This window comes from Novosphingobium sp. FG90 (assembly GCF_057808725.1).
This window is the reverse complement of record NZ_JBMDIO010000013.1, coordinates 96549-121437: the sequence shown is the minus strand read 5'-3', so window position 1 is coordinate 121437 and position 24889 is coordinate 96549. Positions and strand designations below refer to the sequence as shown.

The window sequence follows — 24889 nt, the reverse complement described above, 5'->3', positions numbered from 1 at the left end:
TTTCCGCCGCTCTCGCGCAGGCGGCGCACCTGTTCCTCCATCCCCGCGCGGTTGACGATGCCTTCGGCCGGCGGCGGGGCGACCGCTTCAGGAGCCATATAATTCTGCAAAGTTACGCATCGGAGCCGCCGAGCATCACCTCGTGGCATCTACTCGTGACATCGCCGGGCAAGGTGAAATTTTCGGGCCGTGCTTCAATCGCAGTGGACCCGTGCAGGAACCCTGTGAACCTTCAGTGGTTCGTCAGGGAACAACTCTTCAGGAGATAGGATTCGATGAGGTCGAGTTTTGCGGGTATCGGTGTTATCGCCCTTGCGGCAACTCCGCTCTGCGCGATCCCGCTGGCTTTGCCGTCGACCGCCGCGCAGGCACAAGTCGAGCAGGTAGCGAAGGTCGCCACCTCGACGAATCGTGACACCGGCGTGTCCCCCGCACGCACTCTCAAGAAAAGGTGACGCGCTGATCTTCGCTTGACGATTACCTGACGACGTCAGCCTCATGCCAGACGACGGCCTGCGCGGCTTTCATGCAGTTCTCGGCGGTGTCCCAAGACAATGAGGGCGAACCGTAAAGGCGCCATCCTTGCGCCAGCGCTTCAGACACCCGCTCGCAAAAGGCACGGTCATCCTTCCCGGTGAGAAGGCGGTATATGGGACGGTCTTCCGGAGTCTGGTACATGCTGAGCACTCTTGTGATCCAATGTCAGATGCCTAGCCATTCCAGCCCGGACGGCAAGACCCCGTTCGCATAATCGACCTGCAAGACCCTCCGCCTGCGCCCCGGACGTGCGGCATTCGAGGCATGCAGGATGGGCGAGCGATAGAACCAGACGTCGCCTGTTTCGGCCAGACAGACGCCAGTTCCGGGTCTGCAGCAATGCGCAATCCGGCGCGGCCATCCGGCATTCGCGCGAGAATGGCCTGCAAGCGGTCCAACACCGGCAATGCCAGGCCCAGACGGAGCGCCGCTCCGTCCCTATCCAGTTCGCAATGATCGGCCGTGCAGGGTGCGATCATCCCGGATAGCGCTCGAACTCCGGCAGGCTCGCGGCGTCCTTCATCCATCCAATCCGTTCAGCCACCTGGATGTGAACTTGCGGGGAAAGGGCGGCAGGTTCGTCCAGCGTGGCGACCTGAATGTCGACCAGACCGGGCAGCACCGCCGCGTTGACGTAATAGAGCCCCGATCCGCAAGTCGGGCAGAAATGCCGGATCGCATCACCGTTCGAACTGTAGGACGAAGGCGCGCCCGCAGTCAGCGCAAACTCATCCGTCGCATAAGCCGCCCATGCGACCGTAGGCGCACCGGAAGACTTCTGGCAATCGGCGCAGTGGCACAACGCGACGTGCTGCGGCTCCCCCGCGACGCTGTAGCGGACTGCACCGCACTGACATCCACCTTCGAGTTTCATGGCGATTCTCCTTTGCCCGCGAAGCTAACCGAATCAAAGGAACATTCAAGGAACAAAAAGGGCGCGAGCAAGCTGCCCGCGCCCCGATTGATCCATTCCCGTGCCGATCCTCAGAGAATGTACTTTGACAGATCCGCATTGCCCGCAAGGCCCGAGAGCTTCTCGCGCACGTAGGCCTGATCGATCGTTACCGTCTCGCCCTTGCGATCCTCGGCCTCGAAGCTGAGTTCCTCGAGCAGCTTTTCCATCACCGTCTGAAGGCGGCGGGCGCCGATGTTCTCGACGCTCTCGTTCACTTGCGCGGCGATCTTCGCGACCTCGGCAATGGCATCGGAGGTGACTTCGACGGTCACCTGTTCGGTGCCGAGGAGCGCCTTGTACTGCGCGATGAGGTTCGCGCGCGTTTCCGACAGGATGCGCACGAAGTCCTCCTCGGTCAGTGCCTTCAGTTCGACACGAATCGGCAGGCGGCCCTGCAGTTCGGGCAGCATGTCGCTCGGCTTGGCCACGTGGAAGGCGCCGCTGGCGATGAACAGGACGTGGTCGGTCTTCATCGGACCGTACTTGGTGGCGACTGTGGTGCCCTCAATCAGCGGCAGCAGGTCGCGCTGCACGCCCTCGCGGCTGACGGAGCCGCCGCGCACGTCCGAGACGGCGATCTTGTCGATCTCGTCAAGGAAGACGATGCCGTTATGCTCGGCATTCGCCAACGCGACACGGGCGACGTCGTCCTGATCGAGACGCTTTTCCGACTCCTCGTCGACCAGCTTGTCCCAGGCGTCAGGCACTTTCATCTTGCAACGCTTCAACTTCTGGCCGCCCAGCTTGCCCATGATGTCGCCTAGGTTGATCATGCCGACCGAGCCGCCCATCCCGGGGATCTCCATGGGACCGGCCGGCGCATCTTCCACCTCGATCTCCACCTCGGTGTCGTTCATCGCGTTTTCGGTGATGCGCTGGTGGAAGGCGGCGCGGGTCGCTTCCGAGGCGCCCTCGCCCACGAGCGCATTGAGCAGGCGGTCCATCGCTGCCTTGCTGGCCGCATCGCGCACCGATTCGCGGCGGCGTTCCTTCTCGAGCCGAATCGCTTCCTCGACGAGGTCGCGGGCGATCTGCTCGACGTCGCGACCGACGTAGCCGACTTCGGTGAACTTTGTGGCCTCCACCTTTACGAAGGGTGCGTCGGCCAGCTTCGCCAGGCGGCGGCTGATCTCTGTCTTGCCGCAACCCGTCGGGCCGATCATCAAGATGTTCTTCGGCGTCACCTCGTCGCGCAGGTCGGCATTCAGGCGCTGGCGGCGCCAGCGGTTGCGCAAAGCGACAGCGACGGCTTTCTTGGCCTCGGTCTGGCCGACGATGTGCGCGTCGAGCGCGGCGACGATCGCCTTGGGCGTAAGATTATCGTTCATGTGGGTCCCCGGCTCAGACGGTCTCGACCGTCACGCGGTCATTGGTGAAGACGCAGATATCGGCGGCGACCTGCATGGCCTTGCGCGCGATGGTTTCGGCATCGCTCTCATAGGCGTCGATCGCACGGGCGGCGGCGAGCGCATAGTTGCCACCCGAACCAATCGCGGTGATCTGGCTGTCGCCACCTGCCGCACCTTCAGGCTCCAGAACATCGCCGTTGCCGGTCAGCACCAGCAGGGTGTCCGCATCGGCGACGATCATCAGCGCTTCGAGATTGCGCAAGTACTTGTCGGTCCGCCAGTCCTTTGCGAGTTCCACCGCCGCGCGCATGAGCTGGCCGCGATACTGCTCCAGCTTGCGCTCCAGACGCTCGAAAAGGGTGAAGGCGTCGGCCGTGGCGCCTGCGAAGCCGGCGATCACCTTGCCGCCTTCACCGATCCTCCGGACCTTGCGGGCGTTCGGCTTCATCACCGTGTTGCCCATGGAAACCTGGCCATCCCCGGCGATGACGGTCTTGCCGCCCTTTCTTACGCCGATGATGGTCGTTCCGTGCCACTGAATGAGGCCGTGGCTCGCCCCGTCGTTGTTCATGAGCGCGGATATATGCCGCGCCCCGAATGGTTCAAGACGGTAGATCAGCTGCCGTTCGGGCCGGGGCCTTGCGGCGCCTGGCCCATGCCGCCCGCACCGACCGCGCCGATGTTGCCGAACAGGTCCTCGAGCAGGCTGCGATGACGGCCCAGCGTCGGCGTGACGTGACCATCGGGATCGATCCGCGCGACCTGTTCCGCGCCCCGCTTGTCGACGGCGATAACGTTGTTCGCCGCATCGAAACGGACGCGCAGCACCGTCTGGGTGTCGGTGCGGGGCTTGCGGAACGGCGGGGTCTTCACCTGCTGGGAGACGTAGTACCAGTCCTTAGCGCCGAACTGGCTTTCAAAGGTCGGGCGGCCGAGCGTCTTTTCCACCGAGAGGCGGTTGTCGATGCCCGGCTGCACCGAATCGAGCAGCGACTGGTCGATCAGGTAACCGCGATGGTCGCGGATCGACGTGCAGCCGCCGACCAGAGTGGCGACCGCCAGCGCAATGCCTGCCGCTGCCACCTTGAGACCCACCTTGCGCATTTCAACACTCCAAACCGCAGGTATGGAAGCGGCAGGCATTGCCAGCCGCGCCCATACCCATATATCGCCAGATGGCCTTAAGGCCCCATCCGCGCCCGCGCAATGGGCGTTGGGGCAGACCGGTTGAATTGCTCCTTAACGGAACCCCTCGAAGAAAGGCCCGTCGCTATCGTGTCCCTCATCTCCCGCCTGCTCGGCAAAGGCTCTGATTCGCGTGAGGCCGTGCGGCCGCTGTGGCACCGCGTGGTCGAAATCGCGCGCGAAAAGGCTTGGTATGCCGAGTGCGGCGTCGCCGATACCGTGCCCGGCCGCTTCGACGCGGTGACTCTGGTGATGGCGCTGGTCATGTTGCGGGCCGAGCGGGACAAGGCGACCGACGATACCCTGATCAACCCCTCGGTGCGGCTGACCGAGTTGTTCGTCGACGACATGGACGGCCAGCTCCGCCAGTCGGGCGTCGGCGACCTCGTCGTCGGCAAGCGCATGGGCAAGCTGATGAGCGTGCTGGGCGGCCGCATCGGTGCACTGCGCGATACGCTGCCACAGGACGACGCCGCACTCGCCGCCGCGCTGGAGCGCAACGTCACTCTGGTGGAAGGGGCCGATAGTGTCCGCCTTGCCACCCGCGTCCGTGCGCTGCACGCACAGATCGACGCCCTTTCCAACGAAGACCTGCTTGCTGCTAGGATCACACGATGACCCCCGAATTTTCCCGCCTGCTTGATGTGCGCCAGATCGAAGGCAAGCACGTCCGCCTCTCTCCCAACGAGGCCGAGCGCGCCACGCTCAGCGAACGCTTCTCGCTGGTTCGGATCGACGAACTGGTCGCCGAACTCGACCTGTCCACCAGCGAGCGTGACGGCGGCTTCCGGATCGAGGCCCGCGGCACCCTGAAGGCGCAGATCGTGCAGCCCTGCGCAGTGTCCGCCGAGGATATCCCGGTGTCGATCGACGAGGCGCTGTTCTTCCGCTTCGTGCCGATGGCAACCGGCTATGAACCCGACGAGGAATTCGAACTGACCGCCGACGAACTCGACGAGATCGAATACGAAGGCACGCACGTCGATGTCGGCGAAGCAGTCGCGCAGAGCCTGGCGCTGGCGATCGATCCCTTCCTGACCGGACCTCAGGCCGAAGCTGCCCGCAAGGCAGCGGGAATCGGCGCGCCGGAGGATATCGGCCCCTTTGCAGCGCTCAAGGGCCTGAATTTGGGCGGCCGCGACTGAGTTCGGAAATTTGCAAAGGCGGATTTCCCGGCTCCGGCCCATTCCCCACGCTGATAGGTAATATATCGGGATAAACGTCACGCGCCTTTCACCGAACCGCAACGTCAGTTTCACACGGCACGTCTAGGCGCCCCCTCAGGATCACTTTGCGAAAGTTCGGGGGGAACGCATCGCATGAAGAGCCTGACGAAGATGTCGCTTGCGACGGCCGCTGCGGTCGTCGTGCTCAACCTGTCGAAGCCGTCGCCCGCGGCCGCGCCCGAACGACCGTTCCTGACGTCGGCGCGGAGCGACGGCACGCTTTCGGTCATGACGTATAACGTCAAGGGCCTGCCCTTCCCGCTCGCCTACGGCCGGGCCGAGGCGCTGGAGGAGATCGGCGAACGCCTTCGCAAGCTGCGGCGCGAAGGGCGGCAGCCCGACGTCATCCTGTTGCAGGAAGCCTTCATTCCCGAGGCCAAGGCGATCGCGGAGCGCGCAGGCTATGCTCACGTCCTGCTCGGCCCCGGCGTGAAGGATGCGCCCCGCAGTGGCGGCAGGCCCGACGCTTTCGTGCAGAAGGCTTCGTGGAGCCGGGGCGAGACGGTCGGTCCACAGGTCGACAGCGGGCTCGTCATCCTGTCGGACCACCCCATCGTGAAGGCCAGCCGCATGGTCTTCCCCGAGGCGATGTGCGCCGGCTTCGACTGCCTTGCCAGCAAGGGCGTCGCGATCGCCTGGATTGCGGTACCCGGCCGCGCTGCGCCGGTCGCGATCGCCGACACCCACCTCAATTCCCGCAAGGCTTCCGGCGTGTCCGTCGAGCGTGCCAACGTAGCCTACACCCGACAGGTAGAAGCCATGCGCGCCTTCCTGCGCAGGCAGGTCGACCCGCGCACGGACCTCATCCTGGGTGGCGACTTCAACATCGGACAGGACGCCGAACGCATCATGGCCACCCGCGACATGATCGCGGGTGGCCATGATGCTACGAAGACCTATGCCACGAAGAACGCTGAAGCCGCAGCGCAGCAGCAGCGCGACCTTTCCGCCATCCGCGAGCGCAACAAGGACAAGCTTTATTTTCGCGGGCTGATGCGGCTGCGCAGCCTCGAGGTCCCGCTTGGCGACGGCACCGGCAAGGATGCGTTTTCCGATCACCTCGGCTACGTGGCCCACTACGATTTGTCGTGACTTCGCAGCAGGTAAAGTGTGGCGGTACCGCTCACGGCACCGCCACGGTTCAGCGGTTCATCACATCTTCGCAGTCAGGGTCAGGACCGCCGAACGGGCGTCGCCCGGAGTGGCCCAGCCGTTGTTGCGGATGCGGGTGAAGTACAGCTTGTCTCCGATATTCTTGACGTTGAGCTGCGCCGACAGGTTGGGCGAGAACTCGTAGGACAGGTAGCCCTGGTGGACCAGATAGTCCTTCGAGCTGATTGCATCGGCCGTCGGGGTCGCGGCGGTCAGCAGGAAGCTGCCCTGGTACGTGAACCCGTAGCCGACCGTCAGACCGAACGGCAGGCGGTAGGTGGTGAACAGGCTGGCCGAGTGCTTGGGCGTCTGCGGCAGGTACTGCCCGGCTCCCGGGTTCGGGTTCGCGGCGGTATTGGTGCAGGTCCGCTTACCCGTCACCGCGCCGGGATTGGCGAGGCAGTAGTCGGAGACCGACTGGATCAGCTTGGCCTTGAGATAGGTGTAGTTGGCCGTGATCGTCCATGCGGGCGTGATCGTGCCCGATGCACCGATCGCGATGCCGTCTACTCGCGACTTGCCGTCGAGCTGCTGGTTCGGCACCGTCGGATCGCCCGAGACGACCGGGTACTTGTCACGCTCGTTGCGGAAGGCGGACGCGGTCAGCAGCAGGCCACCGTCGAACAGCTCGGCCTTGGCGCCGATCTCGTAGTTCTTGGCCGATTCCGGGTTGATGTTGCAAGTCGTGTTCTGGATCGGCAAGCCATCGGCGGCGAGGCCGTCAGCCGTGCACGATCCGTTGACCGAATTTTTCGAAGGCGTCCGCGAATTGCCGTATGCGACGTAGAGGCTGACTTCCTCGACCGGCTTGTAGTTGAGGCCGACGCGGTACGAGAACAGCGTGTTCGCGTTTCTGCCGCCGGTGGTGGCGGTGACATCGCCGAAGCCGTACTGCACGCCGCTGACTGCGCAACCGACGACGAGGCCGCAAAGTGTGTCGGTACGGCTCGTGCCGGTGTTGCGCTCGAGCCGCGCACCGCCGCTCAGTTCGAACTTGCCCAGCTTCATCGTGTCGAACAGATAGCCCGCCACGTTGGTCTGCTCACCGATCGTGTGGCCGGTTCGGATGAAGTTGACCGCGCCGGTATAGACGTTGCTGCCGTAGGTGAACGCCGAAGTGGCAGGGCCGGCAATCACTTCGTTGGGGTTGTCGATGTTGATCAGCGGCAGGCGGGTGAAGGCATTGGTGCCGTCGGCATTACGCAGCACGTTGCCGTTGTAGAGGTCGTACTTCTCCCAGGTGACGGCGCCGCCCAGCGTGATCGTGTGCTCGATCGCGCCGGTGTTGAACACCGCCTTGAGGTCGAGCTGGTCGAACATCAGTTGGTTGCGCGTGTCACGAGTGGTGCCGCGCGGGCCGATGGCATAGTAATAACCGGCGGGGACGAGCACGTTGTTGGGCGCAGCGGTCGTGCCGATGTTGACCGTGCACGCGGCGCCCAGCGGGGTCACGCCGCTCGACAGGCAATATGTGCCCTGCGGCGGATTGACCTGGGTTAGCTGGCGCGAATCCTGCCAGCGGGCAAGGTTGCGGATCGAGACGGTGTCGCTGAATTCATGCTCGAAGATCGCGGTCAGCTGATCGACGTTGATCTTCTGCTTGTCGACGTTACGGAACCCGAAGTAGTCGCTGCGGTGGACGCCCGGAACAATGCCGCCGGCAGCTGCGTAGTAAGGCACGCCGTACTGCGGAATATTGTCGTCTTCCTGATGGCTGTACTGCAGCGTCAGGCGGGTCAGGCTGTCGATACCGATGGTCACCGAGGGTGCGATACCCCAGCGCCTGTAGTCTTCGACGTCACGACCCGGCACATCGTTGCGATGCCACATGCCGTTGAGGCGGAAGGCGACGAGGTCGTTGACGCGCTTGTTCAGGTCGACCGTGGCGCGGTAGTAGTTGTCCGTGCCGATGCCCGCCGAGGCGACGTAGGCGTCATCCGCCTTCGGGCGCTTGGTGACGATGTTGATGTTCCCGCCGACCGAGCCTGCGCCCGAGATCACCGAGTTCGCACCGTTGGTCACTTCGACCTGATCGAGGTTGAACGGGTCGGTGCGGGTGATCTGCGCGCTATCGCGCACGCCATCAACGGTGATGTCGTTGGCAGCGCTGTAGCCGCGGAAGGTAATGTTGTCGCCGGGGCCGGTGCCGCCCTCTCCCGCGCCGAAGGTGATGCCCGGGACGGTCGACAGGACATCGCGCAGCGTCAGGAGGTTCTGCTGCTCGATCACCTCGTTCGACAGAACCGTGATCGTCTGCGGCGTATCGCGGACGGGGCGGGTCCGCTTGGGCGATTCCAGCTTGCGGCCGGGCGCTTCGCTTATTGCGGAATCGGAGACGGTGACGCCACCGAGGCTGCGTTCGGTTTCCGCCGACTGCGCCATTGCCGTGCCCGACGCAAACGCAGGCGCGATGCAGGACAACGCAAGGAACGTGCGGCGCGCAGCCGTCTTGGACGAACGAATTGACATATTTTCCCCCTCATGTGGACGAGGGGGCTGATAATGAGAGTCACTCTCACTATCAAGTGGCGTGTCGAATTATTTCGCGTTAATTTCTTCTAGTGACATTTGCCGGGGATTGCCACGCGCCTTCAGTTGCCCTTCAACGTAACCGGCCCGATCAGACCCGAGGGCCGTAGCGGCGCATCGGGTCGGTAAGTTGGCATCGCAGTCCACGTGATCGGCTTCGTGCCGGGCTGCTGATCCCCTATCAGGCGGTTGACCCAGAGATTCGCGACCTTGATCTCGATCGTGTTGGCGCCTTTCCTGAGCGCGCTGCCGACATCGACGCGATAAGGCGCATGCCACAACGTACCCATGTCCTGCCCGTTGACCGTGACTTGCGCCAGATCGCCCACTTCGCCCAGGTCCAGCAGCAACGACCTTCCCGGCTCCGCCCCCCGGGGCAACGCGAAACTGCGCGAATAAGTCGCCTCTCCCGAGAAGTACCGGATCGCCGGGTCGGCATTGCGGTCCAGCGGCGAGAGCGTGGCCAGCCGGATCGAGGCAGGTGCACCGCGATCCGCCTGGAAGCGCACGGTCCAGCCGTCGTCGAGGCTGGCCAGGGTCGTTGTCGTCTTCTTCGGCAAGTCGAGAGCGGGCGCGGTAGCATCCTCGTGGAACACCACGAAGACGGCATCACCGGCCACCAGCGAGAGCGGCACGATCGTCTCGCCGCCCTCAATGCGGTAACTCACCGCCTCGCTCTCCCCCGTCTCCGGGTGCCAGAGGCGCGGGGCCTTGCCGGTCACCCGGAAATGGGCCTCAATGGTCTGCGCGCTGTCCTGTGCATTGCTGAGGTAGTAGATCTCCCCAAGCGCGTCGCGGCGATGGACGAAGGGAATCCTGGCGCCTGCGTCGGCCCCGGTGAACGTGAAGTCCCGGGCAACGCCCATGGACTGCAGAGCGCCTTCCACGTCATTGCCGCGGATTACTCTTCCCCTGCCCACCGTCGCCTGGCCTTCGCCGGGCCACAGCCGGGCAACGAGAGTGGACCATTCGGCATTGTTGCCCCGCGCCCGCCCATCCATTCCGGGCGCTGCGACCGGCGCGTTGCCGATCACCGTCGCGCCGCCTTCGACCAGCGCCGCCAGCTTGCGCAAAGCCGCCAGGCTCATCCGCTGGGACGAACCACCAAGGTAGACCGCCTTGTAGCGCGCCCCGCTGGGCGCGACAAGGTCGGCACCGTCGTTCTTCAGCAAGGTGTCGAGGGCATCGAAGCTGAGGAAGTCATAGGCATGGGAAACCGGGGCGTCGGCCACCGGCTTGTCGCCGTAAAGCCCGGTCAGCGGCGCTTCCTCGCCGTAGAAGTAGGCGACGTCGGCGACGTTACGCCCAGCCTGCAGCAACAGCGAGGACCGCGCGATGTAATCGACCCAGGGCTTGGCCATCTCGCCCCAGCTTTCCATGCGGTTGAAGTACTGGCCGAAGATGAACAGCGAAAGCCCCGGCTTCTTGTCATCGACCGGGACATGAACGGACGTGTGGACTACCGGCCGGTTGACGCCATTGACGAATTCCATGTCGATGAAGCGCTTCAGGTCCCTGGGTGCGAAGGCCCAGGGCGCCATCGAGGCCGTCATCGATTCCGCCGCGACAAGGTTCTGGCCATAGAGGTGCGCCACCGACGCCGCGCCCTTCATATCGGCGATCAGCGTCTGGCGCGGGCCGTCGTCCTTGCCGAAAGTCCACATCGCCGCCATCGGCACGTCGGTCGCCTTGCGCATGGTCATGTCGTCGCCCAGCATGGGGCGCTTGTCCTCCAGCGCTTCGCCGTAGACGATCAGGCCGTTCTCGTGGGCGACCTTGGCAACCGTGCCGTAATGCTCGCTGGCGAGGAGGTCCGCCAGGGTGCGGCGATAATCGTACAGGAACTTGTCCGACTGCGCCCGCGTGCCCACCAGCGTGCCGGTGAGCGCGGGCAGCCACGGACGCGGATCATAGCCGCGCAGGTTCTGGAACTGCTCGATCATCCGGGGCGTCCAGTTCGCCTCACCGACTTCGATGGAGTCCGTCAGCAGCGCCCGCACCCCGCGCTTGCCGACCATGTCGGCACCGGCGGCGTCCTTGTACATGCCGATGTAGTGGTCGAGATAGCGCCGCACCGCCGCGCCGTCGAACTTGTCCACCTCAAGCCCGGTCGCTTCGGGCGGGGCGGGATGGTTGGTGGTGCCGAGCAGCGAATAACCCATGCGCAGGACGCGCCAGTGCTGCCCCTTCGGCAGCGCCGGGGCCTGCCAGTCGAGGGACCCATCGGGCCGCAGCCTGCCGGTGAGGTCGACGACCTTGGCGGGCGTCACGCCGCTTGCCGCGTCGGCCGGTTCACCGAGCGCGTAGTAATCGCGGCTCATGATGAAGCCGGACTTGGTCTCGAAGCGATCGACCTTGCTTGCGGCATCCAGCGCGAACGTGCCGACGACGAGCGGTTTCTTCGCCATCATCGCGCCGATACCGTCGAACAGCCCCGCCATCGCCGTGCCCGGCGCAGGCGACCCCAGCCCGCCATCGGGCTTGCGCGGATTGAGCACCACCCTGAAATGCGCGGCGGTGACGGCCGGGAAGCTGGCGGTCGTGGGCACGGCGCCCAGCGTCAGCGTGGTGATCGGGGTCCAGGCGGTGCCGTCCGTGCTCCCCTCCAGCGCCGCCGTGAAGGCCGCTCCGGCAAAGGGCACGACCACATCCGGGATGTAGAGCGTCGCCGAACGCACTTCGGTCGGCCGGGCGTAGTCCAGCCGCAGTTCGGGCGCGGCGCCCTCCTTGCGAACCAGCGTGACACCGCCAGCGATGTCCGCATCGCCGAGGGCCGCAGCATCCAGCGCATTGCCGAGGCCGTCCGAAGCGCGCGGCATCGCCAGCGCAACCGGCATCGCCTCCGGAAACGCGAAGACGCCGACCTCGCCATAGAACTGCGGGCCGGGAGGCGCGGGGTGGCCGGAGATCATCTCCTCGATCGACAGCGGCGGGGTCAGGGTCTGGTACGGACCGGTCGTCTGCGGCGGGGGCGTCAACTTGCCGGTGAAGCGCTTGCCCGGCGCTACGGACGTCTCCGACCAGACCAGCTTCTTCAGCCCGTCCTGCGGCTGCACCCACGGCCCGCCCGTCTCCGACCAGCCGGGCGAGGAGGCGATGGCGAGTTCCAGCCCCTGCCGGTCCGCCTCATGCGCGGCGAAGCGGAAGGCATCCTTCCATTCGGGCGTCATGTAGACGAGACGGCGCTCCACCACTTGCGGCGTCTGCAGGTTGGCGTCGAAAGTCTGGGCACCGCCGATGCCGACGCGCTTCATCCATGCAAGGTCCTTGGCGATGCCGTCCTTGGTGATGTTGCCGTTCATCCAGTGCCACCAGACGCGCGGCCGGGCCGAGTTCGGCGGATCGCGGAACGCTTCGAGCAGCGGGTCGGCTGCCTCCACCCGCGCGGAGGTCGGCGCCTCCTCCTTCGCCACAGCATGCGGCGCGGCCAGGGCCGAAGCGAGCATCAACATCACGCGAAAACGGCGACCCGGCATTCCATACTCCCCATCTCTATCCTTGCGGAGCCGCATCGGGCTCCTGCATGGATTAATATATTCATTCCAATTTGCAAACACCGCGTGCGTTACAATGCATTTCGCCGCGCGATCGCACCGAGCACCGACGCGCTGGGCTTGGGCGTGCGCACGAACGTTGCCGGATTGACGCTGCACAGGCCGAAGTGGGGCTTGTAGCCGAAGATCCACTCGAAGTTGTCGAGCAGAGACCAGTGCATGTAGCCCAGCACCGGCACCCCATCGTCCATAGCCTGTTTCAGCCCCTCCAGCGCGGCGGGGATGAAGCGCGCGCGCAAAGTGTCGTCGTCGGTGCCGACGCCGTGCTCGGACACCAGCACCGGCACCCGCGTCGCCTCGTGAACGTAGCGCACCGCGCCTGCGAGCGAGGGCGCCCATACCTCGGTGCCCGACCAGTTGAGGTCGGCGCCGTCCGGATGCGGGAGCCGCCCCTTGTCGTTCCACACCGCGCGTTCGTAGTTCTGCACGCCGATGAAGTCGTCGGCTTTCGCCAGTTCCAGCCAGGCCCCGTAGGTTTCCGCGCGCACCTTGTCGCGGATCGAGTTGCGGCCCGCCGCCTGATCGTCCAGCACCGACAGGGTGAAGCCGACCGGCAGGTCCGAACGCACCGCCTTGATCGCCGCGCGCGCGGCCTTGTGCCCGGCCAGAAGTCCGGTCTCGATCGCGTCAATATCCTCGAGCGTGGCGACATTGGCGCAGACGTACTTCTCCACGCCGAAGCGCTTCGCAGCGGCGGCGAGGATCTCGCGCTGCATGTCCCATACCGGCGGGGGCAGCATGTACTTGAGGATGAGCAGCATGTTTGGCTCGTTCAGCGTCATGGCCATGGCGATGTCGGCGCCGATCGCGCGGGCCACCTTGTCACAGTAGCGCGCGAAAAGCTGCGCCGCTTCCGGATTGGTCCAGCCCCCCTGCGCACTGAACCAGCGCGGCGCGGTGAAGTGGTTGAACGTCACCAGCGGCTTCAGCCCGCGCGCGTGGCAGCCCGCGACGATAGCCTTGTAGTGATCGAGCATCGCCTGCGAGAACAAGCCCTTCTCCGGCTCGATCCGCGCCCACTCGACGCCGAAGCGATAGGAGGTAAGGCCAAGCGACTTCACGATGTCGAGGTCGCTGGGCCACAATTCCAGGCTGTTGCAGGCATCGCCCGAAGGCTGGGCGAAGATCGTCGGCTGCTGGTTCTCCAGCGCCCACAAGTCGGCGGCGACATTGTTGCCCTCGATCTGGTGCGGCGCGGTGGCGGTCCCCCACAGAAAGCCGGCGGGGAAAGCCGGGCTCGGGCGCTTCGCGGCGGCGCGCGACACGGCGGGACTAGCGGCGATCATGGCGGCGGCGGCGAGCATGCTGCGGCGGTCTATCTGGGTCATCAGGATTTCCTCACGAATGCGCGGAGATGAAAGTCAGGATTTCGTCGGAAAGCCGCCGGTCGGCGGTGCCGAGGTGCATGGCCATCGAGTAATGGTTGTGGCCGCTGGCATAGTGCGCGCGCGGCAGGCAGCCGTGGCGGTCCAGCCGGTCCTGCAGAAGCCCGGTCCACTCGGCCTGGAAGCGCGGCGGATCGAACTCGGCACAGGCGAGCAGCAAGGGGAGCGCGGTCTCGACCACGGCCTCGCGCGGCATCCGCCCGGCGTAGGCATCCTGCGGGCCGTAGTAGAGCATGTCGCGCTCATCGAGCGGGGTGAAGCCGTATAGGCCCGAGAGCAGGACGGCGGCGCGTACCATCTCGGCATGGTCGCTGCGCAGTTTCAGGAAACCGGCAATGTGAACCGAACCGGCAGAGGTGCCCAGCAACACTATCCGTTCCGGGTCGCCGCCGTGTCCGGCCGCGTGCTCGCGCAGCCATGCAACGGCGGCGGCGACGTCCTCGGCCCCGGCGGGCCAGGTTTCGTCGGGGGCCAGGCGGTAATTCATCACCGCGCCCAGCATCCCGTTGGCAGCCGCCCAGCGACCGACATGGGCGTTGGCCCAGCCGCCGTTACCGTTCCCATCGCCGCCCTTGTCGCCGACGAGAAAGCCCCCGCCGTGGACGAACAGCAGCACCGGACGCGGCGCCTCGCCTTCCCCCTCGCGATAGAGGTCCATCCGGTTGCGCGGATGCGGGCCATAGGGGCAGTCGCTCGCGACCGGGGTAAGGGCGGCGACACGCGGCTCCTGCTCGGGCGCGTAGAGCGCCCTCACCGCGCCCACCACATCGGGGCCGAGGCGGGTTCCGAGTTCGGCGATCGTGTCGGTCAAGCAGCCTGCTCCCTCAGCGTGCGGTCGAACAGGAAGGACACCGCCAGCCGCGTGCAGGCAAGCCCCAACAGCGCGCCATACACGATCTTGAAAGCCAGGGCCGGATGGCTCGGCACTTCATGGAGCGGCCCGAACAGTGCCAGCGCCGCAAGGACGATCGCGGATGCGACCCCGCAAGCCACGCCGCGCAGGACGATACCCGCAATGCTCGCGGGCGTCGCCAGCCCCATCCCGCGCAGTTTCGCCCGCACCAGCAAGGTCGGCACCAGCGAGGCCATGAGTGAAACCATCACCCCTTGCGGCACGAAATCGAGCGCGAAGCGATCCGGCGCCGCCATCGTCAGCGGCCTTGCGGAAAGGCCGAAGACGATGGCGAAGAACACCGCGCTCAGCACCGCGTTGATGATCGCGCTGATCGCCTGTTCGCGGCGAAGCAGAGCCCGAAGGTCCAGACCTGACGGCGCCGCCATCGTCAGAACTTCGCGTCGAGGCTGATGCCGACGTTGCGGAACGACTGCGGCCCGTAGATCGCCCCGATGTTGCCTTCGCTCGCCCCCGCAGTCGTCGTGCTGGTGTACGGGAAGTCGCTCTGCATCAGCGAGGGTTCATGTACGTTGAACAGGTTGCGCACGAACAGCGCGACCGAATAGCGCTGGTCCTGCGTGCGCAGGCCGACCCGCCCGCCGACCATCCAGTGCGCGCGGAAGGTGGTGTCCGCCACCGAGTTCGCCTCGTACCGCACGCGCGACTTCCAGACGGTGTCCACCGCCAGGAACCCGGCCAGGGTATCGCCGAAGTCCTGTTCGTACTCGCCCGAGAGCGTGAACTTGTAGCGCGGCGAATTGGCCAGTTGCGTGCCGCCGATGTCAGTACCGTCGGTGCCGACGAAGCCGCCGGGATACGTCGCCTTGGCATAGATGAAGCCGGTGTTGAGCGAGAGGTTGGGCGTCACCTTGCCGAAGAAGTTCAGCTCGGCGCCGCGCGTCTTCACGCCGTTGATGTTGGTCTGGACGCACGAGATGATCCCGTTGCTGTCGACCGTGCACTGCTGCGCCTGGAAGTTGCGGATCTTCATGTAGAACACGCTGAGGTCGGCCACCCAGCCGCCGAACAGCGTGGCCTTGAGGCCTGCTTCGTAGGAAGTCGGGATCTCGGGCTGGACGACCGACGGATCACCTACCACCGGAACCGCGATCTGGCCGCCCTTGAACCCGCGTGATACCGTGGCGTAGCTCATCATGGTAGGCGTCAGATCGTACTGCGCGCCCGCACGCCAGGACCACCTGGCGACATCGAGGAAGGTTTCGGTGTCGGACGTCGCGGTGTTCAGCGAAAGGCGATCCGTCGTGTAGCGCACGCCGCCGATCAGGCGGAAGCTGTCCGAAACGTGGCCGGTCGCCTGCCCGAAGAAGGCCAGCGATTCGTCCCGGACCGTCAGCGCGGACGTGGTCGATGTCACGATCGGGATCACCACGCCCGGCACCGGAACCAGCGTGACCCGCACGGTCTCCGGCATGCGGGTCTGCTTCTGGCTCGAATAGAAAGCGCCGGCCGTATACTCGATGGGCGAGCCCGCCGCCGAGCTGACGCGGAACTCCTGTGTGAACAGGCTGAAGTCGCGGTCGACCGGGGCATTGGCCACCTGCAATTCCAGCGGCGAGCCGCGGAAGACGTCGGACGCCGCGCCATAGCCGGTCTCGGTCGCCTTGCGCCATGCGGTGATCGAGGTCAGCGTGAACGGGTCGGCGGCATAGTCCACCTGCAGCGAGCCGCCGTAGCTGGTCGACTTGCCGACCTGGTCGTTGTTGCTGCAGTAGTCGCGGTTGCCTTCGCGCGGGGTTACGCCGCAGCTGGCGAGGCGGTCGGTGATGCCCACTGGGTCAAAGCCCGCACCACCGAGGAAAGAGCCGGGGCCGCTGGTCTTGACGAAAGTGAAGAAGTCGCCGCCGTTCTCGTAGCGGCTCTTGGAATAGTCGCCGATGAGGTTGACGGTCACCCGGTCGGTCGGTTCCCACAGCAGGCGGCCGCGCACGCCGTAACGGTCGTTGTCGTTGTAGTCGCCGGTCGTCGCGTTGCGACTGACGCCCTGGCGCAAGTTGGCGACGCCCGATACGCGCACTGCCGCGTTCGAGGCCAGCGGCACGTTGATGACGCCCTGCACCACCTGGTTGCCGTACTTGGCGCCCGCCGTCCCGGCATTCGACAGCTCGGTGCGGACACGGCCGGAGAACTCGCCGAATTCGGGCGCATTGGTGGTGATGTTGATGACACCCGCCGAGGTCGTCAGGCCGAACAGCGTGCCTTGCGGACCCTTCAGCACCTCGACGCGGGAGATGTCGAACAGGTCCGAGATATTGGCGTTGCCCTGGCTCACCTGATCGACGACGACGCCCACCGAGGCGACCGCACCGGGAGAGAACGTCAGGGTGCCGATGCCGCGGATCGATCCGCCGCCACCGGTGTTCTGGCCCGGCGCCGACTGGATTTCGAGGCTCGGCGCGATGCGGGCGAGGTCGTTGACGGTGTTCACCTGCTGACGCTCGAGCTGGGCCGCGCTGGCGACGGTGATCGAGATCGGCACCTCGGTCACCTTCTCCGCGCGGCGCTGGGCGGTGACGATGATGTCGTTGCCCGAGGCGTCGGCGGTCGAAGTGTCGGCGGGCGCACCTGCGTCCTGCGCAAGGGCAGGAGCGCCGATGGTGCTCAGAGCGATGCCCGAAAGCAGCGCAATCTTGCGAATGGTCATGTCTGTCTCTCCCTTGAACTTGTTATCTGGTTGGTCGAAGCGGCTCAGGCTTCATCTATGACGGAGTTGGAAAGGGTGCCGATCACGCCGATCGAGACTTCGACGGTGTCTCCGGCCTTGAGGTAGAGCGGGGGCTTGCGCTTGTCGCCAACGCCGCCCGGGGTGCCGCTGGCGATGACGTCGCCGGACTGCAGTTCGGTGAAAGTCGAGCAATAAGCGATGACCGTGGGAATATCCCAGATCATGTCGGAGACCGGCTGGTCCTGCACCAGTTCGCCGTTCACGCGGGTCTGTACGCGCTGCGCGGCAAGGTCATCGACTTCACCCGCCGGGATCATGTGCGGGCCGAAGGCGCCGGTGCCGGGCCAGGTCTTGCCGGGGGTGAACTGGATATTGTGCCGCTGCCAGTCGCGGATCGAGCCGTCGTTGAACGGTGCGTAGCCGGCGACATGATCCCATGCATCCTCGGGTGCGATGCGGCGTCCGCCCTTGCCGATGATCACCGCAAGCTCGCCCTCGTAGTCGAAGCGTTCGCTTTCGAGCGGGCGGACCATGGCGTCGCCGTCGGCGATCAGGCTGTCGGCCCAGCGGGTGAAGATCGCGGGATGCTCCTTCTGCTCGCGACCGGTCTCGGCGACGTGGGTGGCGTAGTTGAGCCCGACGCACAGGATCTTGCCGGGGTTGGGCACCACCGGCAGCAACCTGACGGCGGCGCGCGCGAATTCGCCGGTGACGGCAAGCGCCGCAAGGTCGCCCGCAAGCACGTCCTTCAGCCATGCATCGCTGCCGGAAACGCCGAGATCGAAGACGGTCTCACCGTCGAGGCGACCGAAGCTGCTGGTGCCGTCGGGGCGCTGGAAACTGATATACTGGGTCATGTTCATTCTCTCCTGACCTGCCGGGATTGCGGCAGCGGCGTTCATTGTGCTTGCGTTTCGTCCTGCCAGTCGCGGCGGAAGCGGAAGCGTTCCTCGGCGCGGCGCAGTCCGGCGAAATCCTTGTCCGAGATGCCCCACTGGTCGATGCGGTTCTCCGGCCAGGTCCAGTCCTCCGGCGCGCCGACGCGGTAATCCTCGGGCACTTTCTCGACGGCGGTGGAGAACTCGATCACCGGCCCGAACGGCGCGATGTAGTAGGCGTAGACGTTGGCCCCTGGCCCATGCCGCCCCGGCCCCCAGGCAGGCGCCAGCGCATGGTCGCGCAGCCTCCCGATGCCGCGCATCACCGCATCGAGGTCCTCCATCTCGAAGGCGATGTGGTTGAGCGAACTGATCCCTGCCCGCGCAAAAGCGGTCGAGTGGTGGCTGTCGTTGCAGCGCACGAAGACCATGCCCTTGGTCCGGTCGGAAACGCGAAAGCCCAGCACTTCCTCCACCGCCAGCCCCGACGCCTCGGCATCGGCCGAGTTGAACACGACATGGGTGAGCTTGACCGGCAGGTCGCGGCCCGCGATCGGCTCGACTTCGCCTGCATCGACGAGGAAGCGCAGCAGTTCGCCCTCGGGCAGTTCGACGAGCAGGCCGTAACCGCCGCCGGGGTCCTCGCTGACCGTGGCCCGGTGCGGCCAACCTGCGGCAGCGGCGCGGCCCGAGATGCCGTCAAGCTCCTCCGCCGAGCACAGGAAGGTCGTGGAGCGGACGAACTCGTCCGCCGATTGCTCGAAGGCGACCAGGTAGGGGTAGGAACCGGAACCGCGCAGGTAATGGGTCGTGCCGATCACTTCGGCGCCCGCCATGCCCCACACATCGGTCATGAAGGCGGCAGCAGCGGCCGGATCGGGCAGCGCCAGTTCGATGCTTCGCAGTTTCATGCCTCGGTCTCCTCGACAAGTCCGGCCGCCCTGATCCCTGCGAGCGCGCATTCGGCATCGCACTCGCCGGTATCGCCGCTGACACCCACCGCGCCGATCAGGGCGCCGCTCGCATCACGGATCACCACGCCGCCGGGCGAGAAGGCGATGCGCCCGCCCACGGCCGCGCTGACGCTATGGAAGAACACCGGATTGCCCTTGGCCCGCTCGGCGAGGACGGCGGTGTCGGCGTCCATGCCCACGGCCCCTTCGGCCTTGGCGCGGGCGATGTCGAAGCGGTAGAGACTCGCCCCGTCCTCACGCGCGAAGGCGACCGGGTGGGCTCCGGCGTCGAGCACGATCACCGCCAAAGCCTTCGCGCCCCGCGCCCGTGCTTCGGCCAGCGCGGCGGTCACGATGGTCTGCGCCTGCAGGAGCGTCAGGGTCATGCGGTAAATTCCTTATGATCGAAAAGCCGGGCCGCGCGAGCGGCCAGCAGGTCCTCGCCGCTGTCGGACGCGGTGCCGAAGACGTAGTGGTCCGGGCGCACCAGCACGGCATCGACGCCGTGCTGGTCAAGCCACGACGCGATCGCCTGATTGTCCGCCAGCGCCGCCGCGACGACGCGGGTGACGCCCCCGGCCTCGCCGGGCACGGTGTCGTCGCGGACGAAAAGGCGCCAGCCGTCGCCGGTGCATTCGTCCAGCTTGCTGCCGTCGGCGAGTACCGGCTGGACGAAGCGCGCGCCTGCACCCGAAGTGCCGGAAAGCACCAGTCCTTCGCGGATCGCGGGGATCAGGTCATGCGCGGTCTCACCCTGTCTGCCGCGTGCTTCCTCACGGATGCGGGTATCGCGGGCGGCGGCAAGGTCGGGGTCGAGTTCGCAGATGTAGCGCCCGGCCGCCACCGCCGCGCCGATCACCGCGCGCACGTGCGGGTCGCGCTCGGGCTGGTAGGTATCGAGGATCGCAGGCGACGCGCCCGCATTGATCACCGCGTCCATCTTCCACGCCAGATTGGCGACGTCGCGCAGGCCATGGCACATGCCCTGCCCGAAGAACGGCGGCGTCTGATGCGCGGCGTCCCCGGCGAGGAAGACATTGCCCACCTGCCAGCGATGCGCGACGAGGCCGTGGAAGCGATAGGTTGCGGCGCGCACGATCTCGTGCGGTACGTCGGCCATCCACGCGCCGACCAGTTCGGCGACCTTGTCCGGCGCAGACATCGCCTTGTCGTCCTCGCCGGGGAGCAGCATGAATTCCCAGCGGCGATGGTCGCGGCGGCCGGGCACCACGGTCGCGGGGCGCACCGGATCGCACATCATCACCGACAGCCGCTGCAGGTCCGCCCCTTCGGGCACGCCCGCGATCGGCGGGAAGCTGACCGGCCCCTGCACTTCGGCATCGACGACCAGCCAAGGCTCCTCGAAATCGAGATCGTCGAGATCCACGCCCAGCGCCTTGCGCACGGTGCTGCGCGCGCCGTCGCAGGCGATCACCCAGCGGGCCGAGGCGGTCTGCCGCTCACCGCCCTCGTCGTAGGACACGGTAACGCTGCCCGCGTCCTGCTCCAGACCGGTGAACGTCGCGCCCAGCTTCAGCGTGACGTTCGCCATGCCGGCGAAGCCTTCGCGCAAGTGAGCTTCCAGCTCGGGCTGGTAGAAGAAGTAGTCGTTCGCCCAGCCGAACGGGCGCGGCTTGCCCACCGTGCCCATATAGCGGATGACGCCGTGATCCGCGCCGACATGGAGGTGCCCGTCAGTGGCGATCATGTCGCCCTCGACACGGTCGATCACCCCGGCCGACTGGAACAGGCGCATCATCTCATGGTCGAGATGGACCGCGCGCGGCAGGGGGTAGTGTTCCAGTTCCCGTTCGAGAACGAGGACTTGCAGCCCTTTCAGGCCGAGAAGGTTCGCGGCCAGCGCGCCCACAGGGCCGCAGCCTACGACAACGACGTCGTATGACATGATTTTCGTCCCTGTTAAAACTCAGTTCGCGGCGGCGGCGACCCCTGCCCCGGCCAAGATATCACCTGGAGCCTTGTGCAGCTTGCCGCCCTTCATGATCATCTTCAGGCGATCCTTGTCCTGCAGGATCGCAACATCCTGCGTCGGGTCGCCGTCCACCAGCAGCAGATCGGCCAGCCAGCCCTCGCGGATCACGCCGGTCTCGATGCCCATCAGTTCACCGCCATGCTGGGTCGCGGCGCGCAGCGCCTCCGCCGGGGTGAAGCCGAAGTAATCGACGAAGTGCTGCAGGTCGCGCGCGTTGCGGCCATGCGGGTTGAACGGAAAACCGTAGTCACCGCCGACCAGCACGCGCACCCCGCGCGCCTTCAGTTGCGGAATCAGCTTCGCCTCCAGTTCCATGCGAACCTTTGCGCTCGCCTTCATGTGCGTCATGTCGACGTGCGGCGGCGGGTTCGCCTCCAGCGCGGCGACCGAGACACCGGGACCGGGGGCATAGAAGAACCTGTCCTTCTCCGCCGCCATCCGCTCCACCGTCGCTTCATCAGCGAAGGAACAGTGGTAGAGAATCCGCGCGCCTGCATCGAGGGCAAGGCCGATCGCCTCGGGCGAATAAGTATGGCAGGCGATCCACATCCCGGCCTCGCGGGTTGCCTCGCCCGCTGCCAGCATTTCCTCGCGGGTATAGAGCACGTCCATCGCGCTGCCCGGCTTGAGCGCATCTTCGCCCGAGACCACCAGCTTGATCGACCTGACGCCCTCGTCCGCGCAATAGGCCACGAACCGGCGCATCGCATCCGGGCCACGGCCGTTGAACACGTCGCCGGTATCGACGCCGTCGTCGCCCTCGGGGCTGCGCTCCAGCGTCGAGGGGACAAGGCGCGGGCCGGGGGTAGCACCGTCATCGACGGCGCGTGCCAGTTCCGGCTCGATCATGTCCCCCAGCGCGCCGGCCGAATAGAGGCTGGTGAAACCGTGGTCGAGCAGCACCCGCGCATTGCGCCAGGCGGCGACCTTCAACTCGTCATGCGGCAGGATGAACTGGTGGTAGACCTTCTCGAGCGAGGACGCCCAGGTCAGATGCGTATGCGCATCGACCATGCCGGGCATGAGGGTCAGCCCGCGCCCGTCGATCACCAGGTCCGCAGCCTCGTCCGCGAGCGCATCCTCGCCCACCGCGACGCGGGCGATACGCTCACCCTCGACCAGCACCGATCCTGTCCGGAGCGGCGATCCGGTGCCGTCGAAAATCGAAACCTGGCGGATCAATGCCCGCATCCTGCTCTCCTGCGATGATCGTTATTGATTGCTTGTTAGACCGCTCGAACCCACAAAGTAAAATAATGATTTTTTGCGATGCCATAGCAACAGGCTATGGATTTTGCAGAGCCTCCATCATCGCCTGCGCCGGGCGGGAAAGCGGGCGACCCGCCAGCCACAGCACGCCGACGCTGCGTTCACGCACGGCTTCCTCGATCATGATCGCGCGGATGCTGTCGTCGGTGACGCCGTCGAGCGCCACGGTTCGCGGCAGCACGGTCACCCGGTCACTCTCCCGCACGATGGCCCGCGTGGTGAGGAGGGAATCGCAGCGGATCGTCGTTCGCGGCACCGCCACGCCCGCGGCGATGAACAGCGCATCGACCTGCCGCCGGAACGCGCCGCGCGCCTCGGGCAGCACCCAGGGATAACTCTCGACCTCGCGCAGCGATACGCGGCCCGGCAGCAGCTCGTGCCGGGGGCCGACGATCAGGACGAAGGGATCGCTGGCGCACGTGACTTCCTTCATGTCCGCCGGAACGCTTTCGATGCCGGTCGTCACGAAAGCCAGTTCGATCGCCCCCTTGCGCACCATCTCCAGCAGTTCCTCGTCCGGCCGTTCGATGGCGCTGAGGGCAAAGTCGCCGATCGCCTCCTCCACCCGCATGATCGCGCCCGGCAGCAATGTCAGCAGAGCGCCGGGAGTGCCGCCGATGCGCAAGGGACCGGCGATGCCGTGGCGGGTATGCTCGATCTCGGTGACGGCGTCGTCCAGCAGCGTCGCCATGGCCTCGGCCCGGCGCTGGAGCACTTCGCCTTCCGCCGTCAGCACGATGCCGCCGCGCCCGCGCTCGAACAGCACGACGCCCAGCTTGCGCTCCAACAGCGAGATCGTGTTCGATACCGAGGGCTGCGACAGGTTGAGCGCCCGCGCGGCGGCGCTGATCGATCCGGTATCGCAGACCGCGCGGAACGTCAGCAGAGCGCGCGGGTCGATCGCCGAACTGCGCCGATATTCGCGTGCTTCCGCCATTCCGGTATGCCTTCCTCTGCCTGGGCCACATCCCTGACGAAGATCACCCGCCGACGCAATCCGCACCGACGGGTGAGTGCCGATCCATAAGACGATGCTTCAGACGATGCTTCAGACGATTCCGGCGCCGAGCCCCACGGCGGCGCGTTGCTGCGCCTTGCGGTCGCGCCAGCGGCTTTCGCGGTAGACGCCGAGCACGTCCGCCGCGCCGCCCGCCTCAACCCGCGCTTTCGCGAGGATCGGCGAGACATCGACGTTGTAGGCCCGGCGCAGCGCCTGGAAGGCCATCATCGTGTCGTTGGCCTCCTGCGCCAGATGCAGCGCCTCGCGGTCGACCAGCAGTGCCTTGGCGTAGCACGATCCGATCGCCTCGGCCGACGAGAGCATGGATTCGATCGGGTCTGTCACGTTGTGCGACTGATCGATCATGTAGCTGGGATTGAAGCCGTCCCGCGGGCTCAGTTCCGCCTCGACCAGTTCGTTGAAAACGAGGAACAGCTGGTGCGGGTTGATCGACCCGGAATCGAGGTCGTCGTCACCGTACTTGCTGTCGTTGAAGTGGAAGCCGCCGAGTTTCCCAAAGCGGTGCAGCCTCGCCACGATCTGCTCGATGTTGACGTTGGGCGCATGGTGGCCAAGATCCACGAGGCACTTGGCCTTGGGGCCAAGTTCCTGCGCGGCAAGGATCGAGGAACCCCAGTCGCTGATGACGGTGGAATAGAACGCGGGCTCGAACATCTTGTGTTCCAGCAGCATCCGCCAGTCGTCGGGCAGCGCGGCATAGACCTCGCTCGCGGCGTCCAGATAGCGGTCGAGGCTGCGGCCCAGATCCTGCTGGCCGGGGAAGTTGGTGCCGTCACCCACCCACACCGTCAGGTCGGTGGAACCCAGCTTGCGGCCGATCTCGATGCACTCGATGTTGTGCTCGACGGCCTGAGCCCGCGTCGCCGCGACGGTCGAGGAGAGCGAGCCGGTGGCATACGTCTGCGCCTGATCCTTCTGGTCCTGGAAGGTGTTGGAGTTCACCGCATCGAACCCGAGCCCAAGGCTCGCGGCTTCCTCACGCAGGGCGCCGTAGTCGCTGACCTTGTCCCACGGGAAATGCGGGCTGACGCGCGGGGTCAGGCGCGAGAGCTGGTTGATGACCGCACAGTCCTCCAGCTTCTCGTGGATGTTGGTGGGCTCGCCGGGGATGGGGAACTTGGCGAAACGGGTGCCGCCGCGCCCCGCGCCCCATGTCGGCACCGCCACGGAGAAGCCCGCGACCTTGTCCTTGATCGCGTCGATGGCGATGCCCGAACGCTCCAGCTTGCGGCCGAGCGAGGCGTAGTCGTCTTCCAGCGCCTCGGCGGCGCGGGCATTGGCATCCGCGATCAGTTCGGCGGAAATCGGCAGGTTCGTCATTGTTT

At 66.0% G+C, this 24889-nt stretch carries 22 protein-coding genes; 4 read left to right on the top strand and 18 right to left on the bottom strand.

From position 1 onward, the window contains the following. The first annotated feature begins 275 nt into the window (after window positions 1-275). Complete coding sequence (locus tag ACODRZ_RS13705) at window positions 276-455, top strand: hypothetical protein (RefSeq protein ID WP_488971378.1); 180 nt, start codon at window positions 276-278, stop codon at window positions 453-455. Between the two features lie 22 nt (window positions 456-477). On the opposite strand, the gene ACODRZ_RS13700 is transcribed toward ACODRZ_RS13705, so the two are convergent. The 5 genes from ACODRZ_RS13700 to ACODRZ_RS13680 form a co-directional block, all read right to left on the bottom strand. Continuing rightward, complete coding sequence (locus ACODRZ_RS13700; RefSeq protein WP_488971377.1) at window positions 478-678, bottom strand: DUF1737 domain-containing protein; 201 nt, start codon at window positions 676-678, stop codon at window positions 478-480. Window positions 679-1012: 334 nt separating this feature from the next. Beyond that, window positions 1013-1411, bottom strand: a complete 399-nt coding sequence (locus tag ACODRZ_RS13695; RefSeq protein WP_488971376.1) for a GFA family protein — start codon at window positions 1409-1411, stop codon at window positions 1013-1015. Between the two features lie 110 nt (window positions 1412-1521). After that, window positions 1522-2820 (bottom strand): ATP-dependent protease ATPase subunit HslU, encoded by a 1299-nt coding sequence (gene hslU, locus ACODRZ_RS13690; protein ID WP_488971375.1) that lies wholly within the window; start codon window positions 2818-2820, stop codon window positions 1522-1524. Window positions 2821-2833: 13 nt separating this feature from the next. Continuing rightward, window positions 2834-3412 (bottom strand): ATP-dependent protease subunit HslV, encoded by a 579-nt coding sequence (hslV, locus tag ACODRZ_RS13685; protein WP_488971374.1) that lies wholly within the window; start codon window positions 3410-3412, stop codon window positions 2834-2836. A gap of 44 nt (window positions 3413-3456) precedes the next feature. After that, entirely contained in the window at window positions 3457-3945 is a 489-nt protein-coding gene (locus tag ACODRZ_RS13680) for an outer membrane protein assembly factor BamE (RefSeq protein ID WP_488971373.1), read from the bottom strand. A gap of 171 nt (window positions 3946-4116) precedes the next feature. On the opposite strand from ACODRZ_RS13680, the gene ACODRZ_RS13675 reads away from it, so the two are divergent. The 3 genes from ACODRZ_RS13675 (at window position 4117) to ACODRZ_RS13665 (ending at window position 6344) form a co-directional block, all read left to right on the top strand. Continuing rightward, entirely contained in the window at window positions 4117-4644 is a 528-nt protein-coding gene (locus ACODRZ_RS13675; protein WP_488971372.1) for a ubiquinol-cytochrome C chaperone family protein, read from the top strand. Beyond that, a complete protein-coding gene (locus ACODRZ_RS13670) occupies window positions 4641-5171 on the top strand; it encodes a DUF177 domain-containing protein (RefSeq protein ID WP_488971371.1) in 531 nt (176 codons plus the stop codon). The genes ACODRZ_RS13675 and ACODRZ_RS13670 overlap by 4 nt, the downstream gene beginning before the upstream one ends. Window positions 5172-5345: 174 nt before the next feature. Continuing rightward, window positions 5346-6344, top strand: a complete 999-nt coding sequence (locus ACODRZ_RS13665) for an endonuclease/exonuclease/phosphatase family protein (protein WP_488971370.1) — start codon at window positions 5346-5348, stop codon at window positions 6342-6344. A 60-nt stretch (window positions 6345-6404) separates the two neighbouring features. Here ACODRZ_RS13665 and ACODRZ_RS13660 read toward each other — a convergent pair whose 3' ends face one another. From ACODRZ_RS13660 to ACODRZ_RS13600, 13 genes are all read right to left on the bottom strand, one after another. After that, window positions 6405-8873 (bottom strand): TonB-dependent receptor, encoded by a 2469-nt coding sequence (locus ACODRZ_RS13660; protein ID WP_488971369.1) that lies wholly within the window; start codon window positions 8871-8873, stop codon window positions 6405-6407. A gap of 122 nt (window positions 8874-8995) precedes the next feature. Beyond that, window positions 8996-12409 (bottom strand): glycosyl hydrolase, encoded by a 3414-nt coding sequence (locus ACODRZ_RS13655; protein ID WP_488971368.1) that lies wholly within the window; start codon window positions 12407-12409, stop codon window positions 8996-8998. An 89-nt stretch (window positions 12410-12498) separates the two neighbouring features. Continuing rightward, a complete protein-coding gene (locus tag ACODRZ_RS13650; protein ID WP_488971367.1) occupies window positions 12499-13815 on the bottom strand; it encodes a family 1 glycosylhydrolase in 1317 nt (438 codons plus the stop codon). 10 nt (window positions 13816-13825) lie between these two features. After that, window positions 13826-14683, bottom strand: a complete 858-nt coding sequence (locus ACODRZ_RS13645; protein WP_488971366.1) for an alpha/beta hydrolase — start codon at window positions 14681-14683, stop codon at window positions 13826-13828. Beyond that, on the bottom strand, window positions 14680-15153 hold the full coding sequence (locus ACODRZ_RS13640) for a hypothetical protein (protein WP_488971365.1): 474 nt from the start codon (window positions 15151-15153) through the stop codon (window positions 14680-14682). Before ACODRZ_RS13640 ends, ACODRZ_RS13645 begins: the two co-directional genes overlap by 4 nt. A 2-nt stretch (window positions 15154-15155) precedes the next feature. Then, window positions 15156-17429 carry a TonB-dependent receptor gene (locus tag ACODRZ_RS13635; RefSeq protein WP_488971364.1) on the bottom strand — a complete coding sequence of 758 codons (2274 nt, stop codon included), beginning with the start codon at window positions 17427-17429 and terminating at the stop codon, window positions 15156-15158. Window positions 17430-17473: 44 nt separating this feature from the next. After that, window positions 17474-18307 carry a fumarylacetoacetate hydrolase family protein gene (locus ACODRZ_RS13630; RefSeq protein ID WP_488971363.1) on the bottom strand — a complete coding sequence of 278 codons (834 nt, stop codon included), beginning with the start codon at window positions 18305-18307 and terminating at the stop codon, window positions 17474-17476. A gap of 41 nt (window positions 18308-18348) precedes the next feature. Then, complete coding sequence (locus tag ACODRZ_RS13625; protein WP_488971362.1) at window positions 18349-19239, bottom strand: VOC family protein; 891 nt, start codon at window positions 19237-19239, stop codon at window positions 18349-18351. Continuing rightward, on the bottom strand, window positions 19236-19667 hold the full coding sequence (locus ACODRZ_RS13620; RefSeq protein ID WP_271184468.1) for a GlcG/HbpS family heme-binding protein: 432 nt from the start codon (window positions 19665-19667) through the stop codon (window positions 19236-19238). Before ACODRZ_RS13620 ends, ACODRZ_RS13625 begins: the two co-directional genes overlap by 4 nt. After that, the gene (locus ACODRZ_RS13615; protein WP_488971361.1) at window positions 19664-21187 is read right to left on the bottom strand and encodes a bifunctional 3-(3-hydroxy-phenyl)propionate/3-hydroxycinnamic acid hydroxylase; all 1524 of its coding nucleotides are present in this window, start codon (window positions 21185-21187) and stop codon (window positions 19664-19666) included. Before ACODRZ_RS13615 ends, ACODRZ_RS13620 begins: the two co-directional genes overlap by 4 nt. Before the next feature lie 21 nt (window positions 21188-21208). Beyond that, window positions 21209-22465: an amidohydrolase family protein gene (locus ACODRZ_RS13610; protein ID WP_488971360.1), complete on the bottom strand. Its 1257-nt coding sequence runs from the start codon at window positions 22463-22465 to the stop codon at window positions 21209-21211. Window positions 22466-22559: 94 nt separating this feature from the next. Then, window positions 22560-23480, bottom strand: a complete 921-nt coding sequence (locus ACODRZ_RS13605; protein ID WP_488971359.1) for a LysR family transcriptional regulator — start codon at window positions 23478-23480, stop codon at window positions 22560-22562. Window positions 23481-23591: 111 nt separating this feature from the next. Further along, complete coding sequence (locus tag ACODRZ_RS13600) at window positions 23592-24884, bottom strand: sugar isomerase (RefSeq protein WP_488971358.1); 1293 nt, start codon at window positions 24882-24884, stop codon at window positions 23592-23594. Between the last annotated feature and the right edge of the window lie 5 nt (window positions 24885-24889).